This window comes from Levilactobacillus senmaizukei DSM 21775 = NBRC 103853 (assembly GCF_001592085.1).
Classification (GTDB): domain Bacteria; phylum Bacillota; class Bacilli; order Lactobacillales; family Lactobacillaceae; genus Levilactobacillus; species Levilactobacillus senmaizukei.
This window is the reverse complement of sequence record NZ_BCWD01000007.1, coordinates 1-13,821: the sequence shown is the minus strand read 5'-3', so window position 1 is coordinate 13,821 and position 13,821 is coordinate 1. Positions and strand designations below refer to the sequence as shown.

Below are 13,821 nucleotides of genomic sequence, written 5' to 3'. Positions count from 1 at the left end.
AAGGAGTACGTCAACAGACGTGCCCCTTTTATTATTAATATTTAAGTGAATAATTGTCTAGTTGAAGACCAATTATCTTAAAAGCCACCTTTTAGTCGATTGAATCCACAAGTGTAGCCAAAGGATACCAGCGCTGGTATCGGCTATGTCGACGATATTAGCCGGCGGTTCAGGCCGGCTTAAATCGTGGGACGATCTGGAAGACTTGTGCTTTTCAAGTCTTTCAGGCGAGGAGGAGGACCGCTCTGTGGCTTTCTCCGGTCCCCATAGCAGGTGCCAGGCCTGGCCGCCGAAGGCGGCCTGACCCCACGGCTAGTCACTAATTACTAATAGTGACTTGATAGCTTCACGATGATCCATGGCCTCGTAGGCGGCCTGAACGTGGTTAAGGTCAAACCGTTGGGTAAAGACCTTCCCAGGATGGATGTCGCCCTTTAAGACGGCATCCAGTAAGACCTCACGATCGTAAGTGGTTACGGAGGCGATCCCACCACGGAGCCCAATGTTTTTCCAGAATAGGTTGTTCGTGTTCATTTCGGCCTTTTGGGGAACCCCAACTCGGCCAACTACAGCACCGGCACGACCAACCTTAACAGCGGTATCAACGGATTGTTCCGTGCCGACACATTCTAAGACGGCATCAGCACCGGCGCCATCAGTCAGAGCCATAACCCGTTTAACGGCGGCGTCACCACGTTCGGCAACGATATCCGTTGCACCAAATTCCTTGGCCAAGGCTTGCCGATCAGCGTGGCGACTCATGGCAATGATCCGTTCAGCGCCACGGAGTTTGGCTGCAATCACACCACATAAACCAACGGCACCGTCGCCCATCACGACAACCGTGTCACCAGCCTTAACCTCGGCCGTTGCAGCGGCGTGATAGCCAGTTGCCATCACATCGGATAAGGTCAACAGATCGTTTAATTGCGCATCGGTATAGTCACTGGGTTGGCCAGGAATCTTAACCAGCGCCCAATTAGCGTTACGGAACCGCAGGTATTCCCCTTGATAGCCGACAACTTCGGTTTCGGTTTGAGCATTTTCACAGTTACCATCAAATCCCGCTAAACATGCGGCACAGTGGCCACACCCATGGGTAAAGGGGGCAACGACAAAGTCACCGGGCTTCACGTTGGTGACCTCGTCCCCCACACTTTCCACAATCCCGATCGCCTCGTGGCCGACCGGTGTATTGTGTTTCCGGTCGTTAATGCCCCGGTACCACCAAAGGTCGGAACCACAAACACACGCGCGCACAATCTTTAAAACGGCGTCCGTTGGGTTCTTGATAACTGGCTTAGGCAAGTCTTGTACTTCAATCTTACCGGGTTCAACAAAGACAGCAGTTTTCATAAATTTTCCTCCACATTGGATTAATTAATTTTAAATAGTCGCCACCAGCCGACAAGTTGTTCGTCCGCATGCCGCAGATCACCGGCAGTCATGCCAATTCCGGGGACAAACTGAGCCTTGGTCAGCCGACTTTCAAATTCATCTTCATAGCCGCCGGGAGTGCCGGCATCCGTGTAGAAGGGCGCCACGACACCTGAAAAGTCGCCCAACTGATTCAGTAACGTCCGGATAGGCGTCGAGACCTTGCCCGACCAAACCGGACCCCCAATCAACAACGTTTGATAATCATTGAGATTAGGCAAACTGGTGGTTAAAGTCGGAAAATCACCGGCGGATCGTTGTTCATTGGCAATATCTGCCGTGGCATTCATCGTGTCACCGAAGGTCCCCGAAGCCACGGTTAAATCCAACTTGTCAGCTCCGGTAACGGCTTGTAATGCCGTCGCCATCTTTGCTGTCGTCCCTGACCAAGAGTAGTCTAAAATCAATGTTTTTGCTGTCATATTGGTCGTCCTTTCCTAATCCAGATTCTGTCTGATCATCAATCGATGATCGGCTCAAACATCATGAGTCACAACGACGTTCAAATCGACCACCATCTACCGGTTGTTGTATCCGTCACCTTCACTCATCGCATCATCGGTAACCTTCTCGGCATGTTGCCGCTCCAGCTCCCGCAGCTCTTCTTCCGTCGTTTCCATATGGTCGTAGAAATGATTTAACTTATAGTTCAGGTGATCTATGGCCGATTGCAGGTCATCGCGCTTCTCTTCCATGGCGGCCAACTGCGTCTTCAGGATGGCCTTCTGTTCCTTCGCATTGTCCTCTTGGGCATCGAAGAGTTGAATGTACCGCCGTAGGTTTTCAATGCTCATTCCCGCCGCTCTCATCTGCGTCACAAACTGGATTCGCCGAATGATCCGGTCATCGATATCCCGGTTGCCAACATCTGTCCGGTCAATCGCGGGAATTAATAATTCTTTTTCATAGTACCGGATTGCCGCGGACGACACACCGGTTTTTTCGCTAGCCTCTTTAATATTCATAAGTGATCAGTTCCTCAGATTAGTAGACTGGTCGATCTTGCCCTTCGGTATCGGGGTCTGCTACACCAATACTATCACGACTGTACTTGGTAGGGTCAGCGATCATACTCAACACCACGTCGGCAATACTGTCCCGGGAGCCGGAAACCCCTTCGTAAGGGTCGTTCTTGGTCGTAACCGCGTACTTGATTCCCTGGTCATTTAACCAAGGCAACCGCAGCGTGGTGTAGTCGAGCCCAGAGTCTGCCAATAGTTGATCGGATTGCCGAGCCGTAGCCATCCCAGCACCAATCATTTCGGCATTCCAGCGACCAAATTCACCGCCAACTTCGCCGTAGATCCCTAGGACGTTGGTGAAGAGTACGCGGGTCACCTGGTTGGCTTCCATCGCGGCCATCACGGTCTTAGTCAGCCGGTTTTGATCATCGTGATCGACCACGGCGACAAAGACCAGGTCCTGGCCGACCATCGCTTGGCTGACGGCTGTTTGATCCGTGATATCGCCATCAATGAGCGTGACGCGGGGGTTGTCGGCCAGGTGATCCAGCCGGCTGGCATCCCGCAAGAACAGAGTGAGATCGACACCAGCAAAGGCTGCTTCGGTCAAAATACGGTTCTCAACAATTTGGGCAATCCGCCCGTTAGCAGCTAAGATTAAAACTTTTTTTGTCATCATTAAAACTCCTTTTTTGGGGGTGAGCCAGAATTAAACACCACCGGTTACCCCATTTAATTTAGTCTTGGACAATAAATATCCAAATAAGTTCTTTGGGTCAGCGCAGCCGCTTACTATCAAGGAGCCCCTTCGTTAACCCTAAACAATTGAATAATCTTAGGTTAATCCTTAATGTGCACTTCAAGGCAAGGAAAAATATAGATTTTTTTGAATTTTTTTGAAACAGCCGATTGTTCTGAAAAAATAGGACACCCGGCAATCAAAATTGCCAGATGCCCCACTCTCATTAAATTTAATCATTAGTTCCATTGTCCGTAGATGATCCACTCCGACCAGTCGAAAGAGCTCACACCTAACGTCGGCAGCCACATCAAGAGACCCAATACAAAGATGACGCCATAGATGGAAAACAACCAGCGTTGCAGGACGGTTAGCCCATGCCAACCAACGCGATAGCAATGAATCCCGTATGCAATGACTCCGACAAGTCCCACCAGTCCCCAGACCAGGTAAGCCATGAGCACCAAGGCATCGGGATGTAACGGATCATTTTGCATCATTAAGACATAACCATCAATCATCATCACTAGCGGTAACCCGATCGTTAAAACGGTCACAACCACCGAGATTAACGGCCGCCATTTTGAAATAGCCTGCTTCATTATCCACCACCCCCTAATGGCAGTGTGCGCGTTTTCACTTAGGGGGTCAACGACAAATATGAGGGCCTACTCTTCGATCAAATTAAACCAACGGTCAACTAGACTCATATTAATATTTAATCGTACCATCGATCACAAAGCTAAAATCATGATCCTGATCACCGGCCACGTGATACTGTGGCTCGACGTCGGCACCCCAACTATCGATACCACCAACACCGCGGGTAGCTCCGTAGACCGTCAAAACGGTCCGCCGTTCAGCAGGTAACTCTTCAATGTGCGTGGCGTTCTCCAGCTCTTCTGGGGTATATGGCAGGCAACTAAAGGCAAATGGCTTCCCAGCCTGCCGCACCGTTAGGCTATAGGACGTCCGATCGGGGTCTGCATTGTTTTGCGTCGTCGCCCGGGTCACCGTCACCTGGTCATTATCCATATGCATGCCGCATTCCTGGGGCACCATGTACGGCGTTACCGGCATCCCATCGATATGGTAAGTTCCGGGACGCCCACCGGCCATCCGGTCCGGATACGTTTCGCCAGAAAGACCCACGTAGTCAAAGCCCGTTGCCGGTGTTGGCATCACGAAACGTAATCCCACCACGGGTAACTCGGGCAGGCCAGTAGCCCCATTGTAATGGGTCGCCACCGTGATCTTCCCAGTGGCATCCACCGTATAGGTCACCGTCACCGTCGTTGCGGGAACCGTGGTGGTCGTATACGTAAAGGTAACCGCCACCATTTCGGCCGTCTCATGGTCGGTGTATTTATTATTCTCTGGCGCGATTGGTAGCGGGATGGCCTGGCCATCAACCGCCACATCGATCTGGGTGCAGGCACTGAACAGATCAGCACCTAACCAAACTGCTGACTTATTCGAGAACCCATTCCCCCGGTCGTTATCCGTGGTAGCCCGCCAGAAGGCTGGTTTAGGCGTGCGATACAGCCATTCTTTACCATATTGGACCAGCGATTCAAGCCCACCGCGGTCATAGGCAAAGATATAGTGGAACCCGGGACCACTTAGCCCCAGTGTCACGTCGCCAAAAATCACATTTAATTTAGTCGTGTTGGCCATAGTAGTAGTCCACCTCCTGTAGTGCTGGCTTAGGCGTCCGGTCGGCAAATAGCAAGCCATCCCCGGAGAATTCATAGTCTGAGTGCCGGTCATCAAAATCCCCACCGTAGCGGAGAACTGGCTTACCAGTCAAGTCATCCTTAACCCAAAGCGCTTGATCGATATAATCCCAGATGAAGCCCCCCTGGTACATTGGGTACTTATCAATCAAATCAATATAACTGTCCATGCCCCCAATGGAATTTCCCATATCATGCATATATTCACAGTTAACAAATGGTTTGTCGGGATCATTTTGTAGATACTTCTCAATTTCACGTGGTGGATCGTACATCATACTTTCCATATCGGAAATCCGGTCGGCGTAAATCCGGTTGCGACAAACCCCTTCATAGTGGGTTAGCCGAGTGGGATCGACATCGTGGTAAAACTTGTCCATGGCCGCAATATCATCACCAGCGTACGCTTCATTCCCTAATGACCAGAACAAAACGGCGGGATGGTTCTTGAACATTTCATAGTTACTCTTGGCCCGGTCCAAAACGGCCAATTGCCATTGCGGCAGACTACCAGGAACGTTATAAGAAGGCTCCACGGCTCCCATCTTTTGCCAAGTCCCATGGGTTTCCAAGTTATTCTCGGCCATCATATAAATCCCGTTCAGATCACACAGGTCATACCAGGCATCCTGATCGGGATAGTGGCAGGTTCGCACCGCGTTAATATGGTTTTCTTTGAAGACCAATTGGTCATGCAACATGTCTTCCATTGTGACGGCCCGCCCACGATGGGCGTCCCATTCATGCCGGTTGACCCCATTCAAAATAATCCGTTGGCCGTTCAACTGCATGATTTTATCTTTCATTTCAACCCGGCGGAACCCAACCTGATAAGGCACCACTTCAATGAGGTGACCTGCGGCATCCAACACCTCAATTTGAAGCTGATATAGGTAAGGATCGTGGTGATCCCAGAGGTGCACGTGGTTGATGGTGGTTGTCAGCTTAAGCTTGCTAGCTGCATCGCTTTCGGCCGTCCACAGCGGCTGACCACTATCGTCCAATAGACTAACCTTGACGGAGCCCACCAACTGATCGACCGCTGAAAGTTGAAGAGCCACTTGTAGGTCACCCGTTTCAAAGGCATCGTCGACATTGGCCCGAATCGTTAGATCCTCCACGTGTAGAGCCGGCTTGGCTGCCAACCGAACACTCCGGAAGATCCCCGAGAAGCGAAACATGTCTTGGTCTTCTAAGAAGGCCGCAGTACTGTGTTTAAAGACTTCCACCGCCAGTAAATTTTGACCATCCTGCAGGTAGGGGGTCAGGTCAAACTCGGAGCGACTAAAGCTATCTTCAGCATAACCCACGAAATGACCATTCAACCACAGATACATGGCCTGTTCAACCCCATCGAATTCGATGCTAACTCGCTTATTTTGCAAGGCCGGGGCGAGGGTAAACCTCTTCACATAGGCCCCAACCGTATTCTCAGGATCTTCACTAAACATTCCCTTCTCAGGTTGATCGGCCCCCATTGAGTAGGCGGGACGCCGATAGTGCTTGCCCTCCCAAGGGTAAGCCGTGTTAATGTATTGAATTTGGCCATAACCTGCCAACTCGATGTGCCCAGGAACGGCTAATCGGTCGAAATCAGACCGGTCAAAATCAGGGTCATAAAAGCCAACCGGACGGTGCTGGGGATCCTGCGCAAAGGCAAATTCCCAGGTGCCATCCAGGCTTTGAACCAAACTACTGTCATGTTCAGCTGCCTCATCGACACTCTGGTAGCCGCGATGATCACTGTGCGCTGGTAACTGGTTGATCCGAAAGGTCTGGGGATCATCCAGCCAAGAAATTTCTGCTTTCAAAAAAGCTCTTCCTCCTTTTTAAACCGCTTACATTTAACATTATAGCGCAGGATGGCCGCGATAAACGGTAAAAAACGGTAAACTATCGGCTGAAGGCCCTGGAAATACTGAATCATTCATTTAAAATAACCCGGGTTATTTTTCTAGATTTACTTGGGCATATAACCCAGGTTTTAATTGCGCATCCGGAAAACATCCCCCCATTTCCGTTATTTTGTTTCGTATTTTAAGGTATACTGGAGCTATTAACTTTTAAGGAAAGGAGCGAGTTCCCATCTTCAAACGAACCATTAAGGCATTGGTTAGCCTACTGACGATCGGCGTCGTCACCTTCCTTGATAATGGCTTAATTCATGCTCAGACTGAGAAGCCGAGTTCACTCGTCAAGGTTGGCCAGTATACGGCCAGTACCGACTTTCTTAACTTAAGTGCCTACTATCAAACGACCAAGCCCCTCCGAGTCAAGGTGGCCTACGTTCCCACCTACAAGGCCGGGTCGCCGATCATGCAGTCCTTGTACCTGCCCGCCGGCATCACCATCGCCGGCAACTTGACCACGACGAAACGCAATGGTTACTTGGTTCCCAGCCTGCAACTTTACCTGGCTCGGTTAAGCACACCGGCCTTGCAGAATAGCGCTAAGCCTGGTTATACCTTGGACCCGGGATCCGGGGCTTACGATCCCCAAGTCACCATCAAAGACATGGATAAGTTGGCGGGCTTCAAACGGGTGTCCGCCCCTGTATACATGCCCGGTTACAGTCATGGTGACCTGTTCATTGGCGGTGCCCAGGCTGCCTTGAGCCCGATTGAACCGCAAAATAAGAGTCTCCGCGTAACTTCAGATGGCTACGTCCAAGTCATGAAGGACGATCTACGGGCCAACGCTGGCCTAGGCTTCTATCAAAAGCCGCTGGGAATCGCCAAAATTACTCGAACCGACTTCAATGACCCCTACCGCAAGCTGTACTTCAGCCATGACCTAAAGGGGGTTCACACCAAACGTGTCAGCCAGCGCGGAAACGCACAGTATTGTCTCACTTTGAAAAATCTTCATACGCCCCAACATACCACTGGTAATCCATTCAAAGGGATTGCGGGAACCTTCGATAGCCTCTACGAAGTTGGTGGGACCAAGTACTATACCTTTATTGGCTACGACGGCATTAGCGATTAACCATCATTTGAAATCAACCATTTAATCAGAAAAGGAGATGACCAAGGTCACCTCCTTTTTGCGTCCGCTATTCACGTTGTTCAGTAACACCAGCTATGACTGGTCGGCCTTACCATTTTTATTTTGCCTATATTTGCTGACGATGCCGCGCTCCCCACAAGTTGGTGAGCAAAACGGCCCCAATAATAATGGCCACACCTAGAATCTGCAGAATACTGACCCGTTCACCCAGAACCAGAAAGGCCACGCAAATGGCCGCTGGTAATTCTAACGATGACAAGATCGGCCCAACCCCTAAGGCTAGCAAGGGCATGAAGACCGTATAACACAACAATGGCAGAATCATGGAGAAGAAAGACACAATCACACCCCACTTGATTGTAGCCAAGGTCATGGGAACCGAGATCAGTTGAGGGCCCCAGACTAGGGTTACAATGACGAAGGCCCCGGTACACATCAACATCGTCTTACTGAGCGGTGCCAAATTTTTGCCCAGACTCGCGGTCACTTGAATCGTGATGGCATAGGCTACCGCTGCCAGAAAGCTCAAGGTCATCCCTAAAGTCGAGATTTTTCCTCTGATTGGCAATAGTCCCGCAGCCAAAATGGTGCCACCCAAAACCAAAACGATACTTAATACCTGTAATCGTGATGGTCGTTGATGATGGATAACTGCGGCTAACAGGACCGATAACCAGACCGCCTGCATCAACATCACCGCCGCAACCGCGACCGAAACATACCGGAGTGCCGTAATGTAAAAGGTGTTGGTGAACCCCGTCGCGGTGCCCGCTGCCATAACCGTTAACATTTGCCGCCAACTGGTGTGCTGCTGGCTCAACCGTGGTCCCCGAAATAATTGAATCAAAACTAAGATCACCACGGAGCTCAGAAATGACCAGAACAACAGCGGTCCGTTCACGACGCCCTCTCCCCGTGCAATTTTAAACAGTGTTGCTGGCACACCATAACTAATGGCGCCCAGTCCAACAAAGAATGGTGCTACTCTTTTCAAATAATCGCCTCATTTATCAAATGACTCCTTCCTTCATGATAGGCGCGTTCGCCGATTTTCTCAAACGCCTCCATGATGTCGTCTCAAGAGAAACATGCTACACTAAAAGCAAATAAACGACTTGAGGAGGACGTCCATGCGCAGTAAGACCTTGAAACTCATTTTAGCTATTATCATCCTAGGTGCTACGGCCAGCGTGTGTTTGGCTCACTGGAGTACCACCGCGTTGATTAATCCCTTCGGCACCATTCACCTCTAACCAAAAAAACAGGTAACGGACAGACGCCCGTTACCTGTTTCACGTGAAACCATCATTTGGCAACTAATTGCCAGGTTACCCCAAATTTATCGGTGACCCAGGTCACCTTAGTGAATCCGGCCATCGCCATGGGTCCCATCATCACATGGCCGGCCGCTGCTAGCTGATCAAAGATGGTCTGAAATTCCACAACCGAGTCACATTCAATATAGAGGGAGGTCCCCCAGTCAATGGGTGCGTCCTCGTCAGCCCCCATGTCAAACAAGCCAATCGTCACTCCCTGCATGTCGACCTCACTGTTCAAAACCAGTTTGGGCCGATCCGGATAATAATTAATTGATTTGAGTGTTGTGTTTGGAAAAACCGTCGTGTAAAACTCGATAGCCGCCTTGGCCGTCGTCTTAAAGGCTAAATAAGTTATCGGTGCGTGCATGTCTTTTCCTCCTAAACTAAACCTGAACTAGGCAAGAATTAGTTGCTTCAACTCGGTATAAGATCCGGTCTCAAAGGTCGGTTGGATCGTCGTCCGATTCTCGACTTGATGTGGATTAAACCAGACACTGGGTAGCTCCGCCCGCTCGGCACCCAGGATGTCCGACTGCAGGCGATCCCCAACCATTAGGGCGTTCTGCTGACTCAGGTTAGGATGCCGTCGGAAAATTGGCTGGAAGAACCGGCGATCCGGCTTATTATAACCCACATCCTCTGAAATAAAGACGTCATCGAAGTAGCGACCGACCCCCGAACCGGCGAGCCGACTAATTTGCGTTGCCTTGGTACCATTGGTTCCAGCAATCAGATGTACCCCGGCCTGTTGTAGGTCAGCCAAAAGGGTTGATGCCCCTGGTAAGGTATAAAAGTTGTGATCCAACATCCCACTGTAGGTCCGCTCCAATTCAGCACCATCCACGGTCATTCCTAACCGAGCAAAGGTTTCCGTAAACCGGTCGTTCAATAGTTGTTCGCGATTGGCGCCTTGTTCAATCTGCTCCCAAACTTGATGATTGACCTGAAGGTAAGTTTGGAACCCGGCCGAAACATCTGGCACCTGATACTCTCTCAGTAATTGTCGAATGCCTTCGACTTCACCCCGGTTAAAATCCAGGAGCGTATCGTCCAAATCAAAAATAACGTATTTCTTCATCTCACGGCCTCACCTTACTCACAATTTTCCTAAGTATAGCAAATCCGCCAGAGTTTTTCCGTAAATAATAGCCATGATTAAGGGCCAACGCTACCCCAAATTGTTGGCCCCTAATCATGGCTATTTTTAATTCCGATAACGTTCCCCGCGGAAGTGCTTGTGCGTATAATGCCGCGCTAAGCTTTTTGAATGAAAGCCATGAACATCTGTCCAGATGCCAGCGCCACTTGCAACTTGCAGAACAGGCGTCTTCTTGCCATGAATTTTATAATGGGCCACCCGGTAAAGGTCGCCGGCCCCGGCTGTTTGATACCACCCGTAAACCTGGGTCCACTTTTCCTTTTGATTGGTGAAGTTAAGTCCCGTCACCCAGGTTGGGTGAGTCGCCTTGGTCCCCGGCTTCGGATAACTCGATAGCTTGCGTGAATGCAAATGAATCGTACGCCCATCATTGTCGGTGATCACGGTGGCCGCAATTTTGAGCCGATACAGGTGATGCTGATTATACGTGTACCAAGTTCCCCTTAACGCTTTGGGAAATTGGCGAATCGTTCTTCCGGCAGCGTTAGCCGTTGCTGGATTCACAATTGCCTGACCCGTCGTGAAAACCATCATGGCTACTAAAACTAGGATAACCACCCGTTTAATCTTCATGAATTCTCCTCCTAAAGTCCTGTCGACAAACAACTTGTGCCCCCTAATCATCGTGGGAACAAATTAACTATACGACACCCTCAGAAATCTGACATGTTAGAAGATTGGCTAACCGCCCCTTTATGGCCAGATTAATTATCAATAGATCGGTCCAGACCCTGCCAGGATAGGATCACTCGTCGTCTTCACGGGCATCTAAATCTATTTAATAATTAATTATTAATAACCAGCCGTGGCGCAAATTGGCGACTGTTTACACTTGATTTGCCTGGTCTCACGGTTGACCAAATGTTTCATGTGAAACAACTTTTCCTTGAGCCTTGCCTTCGAGTAGGGCGAAGCTGTTACACTAAACACAGTTACAAATCTGAAAGGAGTTAATTCATATGGATCGTCCTTATATTTTCTGTCATATGGCCACTTCACTCGATGGCAAGATCAACGGTGCTTACGCCAGCGTTGCCGATTCAGGCAACCTGTTCTACCATCTGGCTTTTGAAAGCGACGGCTACTACCATCCCCAAGGCTGGTTATCCGGTCGGACCACGACGGATGATAACTTCACCCACTACGCTAAACCCGACTTAGATGAAGATGCCCCAGAAGTTCCAGCGGGTGATTTCATCGTCAAGTCTCCTTGGGACATGTACTACGTTTCGATCGACATTCACGGTCGATTGGCTTGGGATTCCAGTGAATTCATTTACAACGACACACATGCCCTGGTCTTGGAAGTCTTGACGACTAAGACTAGCAACGCCTACAAGGCCTTCTTGCGTAAGCTCAACATTCCTTACATCATCGCTGGTGACGATGAACTCGATGCCCCACTAGCCCTGAAGAAGCTAAAGGACCTCTTTGGTATGGAAACCGTTATGCTCGGCGGTGGTGGTGTCCTGAACTGGTCCTTCATCCAACAGGGACTGTGTGATGAGCTTAGCCTGGTCTTGAAGAACTCTGCCGACGGCTCCACGGATACGCCAACGCTGTTCTCCGCCACCAAAGGACTCTCCGAAAACAAGCCCGTGTCCTTTACGTTTAAGAACGTTGAACCCCACGGCAGTACCGTTTGGTTGCGTTACTTAGTCGACAACGCTAAATCCTAAAGACAAGGACGCCTGATAATCACCAGGCGTCCTTTTTTGCGACCGTTTTTCTTTTTTGAATGATGGCTGTCAATTCAGCCTTTTGTTCCGTCGTTGTATGCGTGAGCGCTTTAATTTTCTGGGCCGTCCGCTACGCAACTTCCAGGGACGTCCCGGCTTTCAGCTTCTGGATCACGGTGTCTTCATGTGTCCGATAGGCCGTCGCCAGGAGCCAGGCCTGTCCCATCTGCACGTAATAATTGGGGCTCCTAACCGCCAGACCTAACTGTATCGCGGCTTGCCAGTGGGCTACATCGAGGTAAAATTTCAGTAAGAAGACTAGGCCCGTTCGTTGAAGCCACGGATTATCTTTAGCCAAGTAAGTCTTAATCACCTGTAAGAACTCATCCGGATAGCGTTTCACCTGTTTGAAGTGAATCGCCATATCACAGATCGCCCAACAGTCGGCAGTTGCTAAATAACTCGCCAAATAGCGTTCAAACGTCTGACAATCCACCTTTAACTGCCCCAAGACGTAGCCACGAATGATAATGACTTCATAGAATTCGACCCCCGCCAACCGCAGGAATTCATTCGGATTACCCTTGGCAATTTCGGTTCCCATGATCTTCAGTTCTCGCATTGAAATTCCCAAGACGGGATAGTCTGTCACCACAATCTTCTTCACCCGTTGCCCAGCCTCTGGTTTGGCCTGGGTTTGCAAATCTGTCAAAAATTCTGCATAGGTTGTTGCCGTCCACTCGGTTAGCATTAAATCCATCATCGGCCACCTCCCGCTTGATTAGTTTGATTATTCCATAACACCTTCGATAAGTCGAGGTTCCATTGAATTTAGGTTGACGGACCCCCACTCGCCGTGCGATACTATTCTCGGTGCCAAACCATGGTGGGGGTACGCGATCGGTGCGCAAGCATTCCGAAGGTCGCCGCACCTCACCAATGACAGCTCTGCGCTTTGCGCAGGGCTGTTTTTTTCGTTATACTTTTAGCCAAGAAAGAAGGTCGGTCCATCATGAAGATTATCATCGCGCCCGCTAAGAAAATGGTGGTTGATCCGGACACCTTCCCCTACGATACTCTGCCTGAATACCTCGGTCAGACCCGCTCCATCTTAACCGAGCTACGTCGGCTCTCCTATCCTGAGGCCAAGGCCCTGTGGAACTGCAGGGACCAGTTGGCTCAATCCAATTACGACCGGCTACAACGCCTCGAGCTGGAACACCAGCTGACACCCGCCATCCTGGCATTCAGCGGGATTCAGTATCAGTACATGGCCCCCGACCTCTTCACTGCACCCGCCCTTGACTACATCCGCGATAATTTACGGATCTTATCGGGCTTCTATGGCATCCTGCGGCCATTTGACGGGGTTGTACCCTATCGCTTAGAAATGCAAGCCAAATTAGCCGTAGGCACAAGTCCCAACCTTTATCGATTCTGGGGTGACCGGCTGTATCATGCCCTGACGCCTAAGCCAGAACCCATCGTCAACCTGGCCTCCCAGGAATACGCGAAGACCATTCGGCCCTACCTGGCGCCTAACCAGCGCTTTATCACGGTTGTCTTTGCCAGTCTGGTCGATGGTAAGCTCAAGACCAAAGCGACCCTGGCAAAAATGGCCCGGGGCGAAATGGTCCGTTTCTTAGCGGAACACCAGGCGACCGATTGGCGCGTCCTGAAATAATTTGATCATCCCGACTGGGCCTTCAGTGCGGCCCATTCCACGGCAGATCAGCTGACCTTTATCACTCAAAAATAACGCAAAAAGCCCGGCCAATTTT

General features: G+C 50.2%; 15 protein-coding genes and 1 pseudogene. 4 read left to right on the top strand and 12 right to left on the bottom strand.

Annotated features, from left to right (window positions below; genetic code table 11):
- Positions 1-312 precede the first annotated feature (312 nt).
- The 7 genes from LSE01S_RS03910 to LSE01S_RS03880 all read right to left on the bottom strand — a co-directional run bounded on the left by LSE01S_RS03910 (position 313) and on the right by LSE01S_RS03880 (position 6,685).
- Positions 313-1,356, bottom strand: a complete 1,044-nt coding sequence (locus LSE01S_RS03910; protein WP_061776324.1) for a zinc-dependent alcohol dehydrogenase family protein — start codon at positions 1,354-1,356, stop codon at positions 313-315.
- A 20-nt stretch (positions 1,357-1,376) separates the two neighbouring features.
- Positions 1,377-1,859, bottom strand: coding sequence for a flavodoxin family protein (locus LSE01S_RS03905; protein ID WP_061776323.1), 483 nt, complete (start codon positions 1,857-1,859; stop codon positions 1,377-1,379).
- Between the two features lie 96 nt (positions 1,860-1,955).
- A complete protein-coding gene (locus LSE01S_RS03900; RefSeq protein WP_061776322.1) occupies positions 1,956-2,402 on the bottom strand; it encodes a MerR family transcriptional regulator in 447 nt (148 codons plus the stop codon).
- A 19-nt stretch (positions 2,403-2,421) separates the two neighbouring features.
- On the bottom strand, positions 2,422-3,075 hold the full coding sequence (locus LSE01S_RS03895) for an NAD(P)H-binding protein (RefSeq protein WP_061776321.1): 654 nt from the start codon (positions 3,073-3,075) through the stop codon (positions 2,422-2,424).
- A 302-nt stretch (positions 3,076-3,377) separates the two neighbouring features.
- Positions 3,378-3,740, bottom strand: a complete 363-nt coding sequence (locus tag LSE01S_RS03890) for a hypothetical protein (RefSeq protein ID WP_061776320.1) — start codon at positions 3,738-3,740, stop codon at positions 3,378-3,380.
- Positions 3,741-3,849: 109 nt separating this feature from the next.
- Positions 3,850-4,815 (bottom strand): beta-galactosidase small subunit, encoded by a 966-nt coding sequence (locus LSE01S_RS03885; protein ID WP_061776319.1) that lies wholly within the window; start codon positions 4,813-4,815, stop codon positions 3,850-3,852.
- A complete protein-coding gene (locus LSE01S_RS03880; protein ID WP_061776318.1) occupies positions 4,799-6,685 on the bottom strand; it encodes a glycoside hydrolase family 2 TIM barrel-domain containing protein in 1,887 nt (628 codons plus the stop codon). Before LSE01S_RS03880 ends, LSE01S_RS03885 begins: the two co-directional genes overlap by 17 nt.
- A gap of 298 nt (positions 6,686-6,983) precedes the next feature.
- Between LSE01S_RS03880 and LSE01S_RS03875 the strand changes: the two genes are divergently transcribed.
- Positions 6,984-7,862, top strand: a complete 879-nt coding sequence (locus LSE01S_RS03875; RefSeq protein ID WP_235808297.1) for a hypothetical protein — start codon at positions 6,984-6,986, stop codon at positions 7,860-7,862.
- 127 nt (positions 7,863-7,989) lie between these two features.
- On the opposite strand, the gene LSE01S_RS03870 is transcribed toward LSE01S_RS03875, so the two are convergent.
- Positions 7,990-8,877 carry an EamA family transporter gene (locus LSE01S_RS03870; protein ID WP_061776316.1) on the bottom strand — a complete coding sequence of 296 codons (888 nt, stop codon included), beginning with the start codon at positions 8,875-8,877 and terminating at the stop codon, positions 7,990-7,992.
- Positions 8,878-9,013: 136 nt separating this feature from the next.
- Here LSE01S_RS03870 and LSE01S_RS11190 point away from each other — a divergent pair, with 136 nt between their 5' ends.
- Complete coding sequence (locus LSE01S_RS11190; RefSeq protein ID WP_268872583.1) at positions 9,014-9,136, top strand: hypothetical protein; 123 nt, start codon at positions 9,014-9,016, stop codon at positions 9,134-9,136.
- A 52-nt stretch (positions 9,137-9,188) separates the two neighbouring features.
- On the opposite strand, the gene LSE01S_RS03865 is transcribed toward LSE01S_RS11190, so the two are convergent.
- The 3 genes from LSE01S_RS03865 to LSE01S_RS03855 form a co-directional block, all read right to left on the bottom strand.
- A complete protein-coding gene (locus LSE01S_RS03865) occupies positions 9,189-9,569 on the bottom strand; it encodes a VOC family protein (RefSeq protein ID WP_061776315.1) in 381 nt (126 codons plus the stop codon).
- A gap of 27 nt (positions 9,570-9,596) precedes the next feature.
- Positions 9,597-10,280, bottom strand: a complete 684-nt coding sequence (locus tag LSE01S_RS03860; protein ID WP_061776314.1) for a YjjG family noncanonical pyrimidine nucleotidase — start codon at positions 10,278-10,280, stop codon at positions 9,597-9,599.
- A 126-nt stretch (positions 10,281-10,406) separates the two neighbouring features.
- Positions 10,407-10,934 (bottom strand): hypothetical protein, encoded by a 528-nt coding sequence (locus tag LSE01S_RS03855; protein ID WP_061776313.1) that lies wholly within the window; start codon positions 10,932-10,934, stop codon positions 10,407-10,409.
- A gap of 386 nt (positions 10,935-11,320) precedes the next feature.
- Here LSE01S_RS03855 and LSE01S_RS03850 point away from each other — a divergent pair, with 386 nt between their 5' ends.
- Positions 11,321-12,040 (top strand): RibD family protein, encoded by a 720-nt coding sequence (locus tag LSE01S_RS03850; RefSeq protein WP_061776312.1) that lies wholly within the window; start codon positions 11,321-11,323, stop codon positions 12,038-12,040.
- Positions 12,041-12,170: 130 nt separating this feature from the next.
- Here LSE01S_RS03850 and LSE01S_RS03845 read toward each other — a convergent pair whose 3' ends face one another.
- A complete protein-coding gene (locus LSE01S_RS03845) occupies positions 12,171-12,800 on the bottom strand; it encodes a DNA alkylation repair protein (RefSeq protein ID WP_061776311.1) in 630 nt (209 codons plus the stop codon).
- A 252-nt stretch (positions 12,801-13,052) separates the two neighbouring features.
- Here LSE01S_RS03845 and yaaA point away from each other — a divergent pair.
- A pseudogene (gene yaaA, locus LSE01S_RS03840) lies at positions 13,053-13,799 on the top strand (peroxide stress protein YaaA).
- The last annotated feature ends 22 nt before the right edge of the window (positions 13,800-13,821 follow it).

What these genes read in the sequence shown, in the direction of transcription:
- LSE01S_RS03910 (WP_061776324.1), bottom strand. Translation starts at nt 1,356, where the DNA reads ATGAAAACTGCTGTCTTTGTTGAACCCGGTAAGATTGAAGTACAAGAC.
- LSE01S_RS03905 (WP_061776323.1), bottom strand. Translation starts at nt 1,859, where the DNA reads ATGACAGCAAAAACATTGATTTTAGACTACTCTTGGTCAGGGACGACA.
- LSE01S_RS03900 (WP_061776322.1), bottom strand. Translation starts at nt 2,402, where the DNA reads ATGAATATTAAAGAGGCTAGCGAAAAAACCGGTGTGTCGTCCGCGGCA.
- LSE01S_RS03895 (WP_061776321.1), bottom strand. Translation starts at nt 3,075, where the DNA reads ATGACAAAAAAAGTTTTAATCTTAGCTGCTAACGGGCGGATTGCCCAA.
- LSE01S_RS03890 (WP_061776320.1), bottom strand. Translation starts at nt 3,740, where the DNA reads ATGAAGCAGGCTATTTCAAAATGGCGGCCGTTAATCTCGGTGGTTGTG.
- LSE01S_RS03885 (WP_061776319.1), bottom strand. Translation starts at nt 4,815, where the DNA reads ATGGCCAACACGACTAAATTAAATGTGATTTTTGGCGACGTGACACTG.
- LSE01S_RS11190 (WP_268872583.1), top strand. Translation starts at nt 9,014, where the DNA reads ATGCGCAGTAAGACCTTGAAACTCATTTTAGCTATTATCATCCTAGGT.
- LSE01S_RS03865 (WP_061776315.1), bottom strand. Translation starts at nt 9,569, where the DNA reads ATGCACGCACCGATAACTTATTTAGCCTTTAAGACGACGGCCAAGGCG.
- LSE01S_RS03860 (WP_061776314.1), bottom strand. Translation starts at nt 10,280, where the DNA reads ATGAAGAAATACGTTATTTTTGATTTGGACGATACGCTCCTGGATTTT.
- LSE01S_RS03855 (WP_061776313.1), bottom strand. Translation starts at nt 10,934, where the DNA reads ATGAAGATTAAACGGGTGGTTATCCTAGTTTTAGTAGCCATGATGGTT.
- LSE01S_RS03850 (WP_061776312.1), top strand. Translation starts at nt 11,321, where the DNA reads ATGGATCGTCCTTATATTTTCTGTCATATGGCCACTTCACTCGATGGC.
- LSE01S_RS03845 (WP_061776311.1), bottom strand. Translation starts at nt 12,800, where the DNA reads ATGGATTTAATGCTAACCGAGTGGACGGCAACAACCTATGCAGAATTT.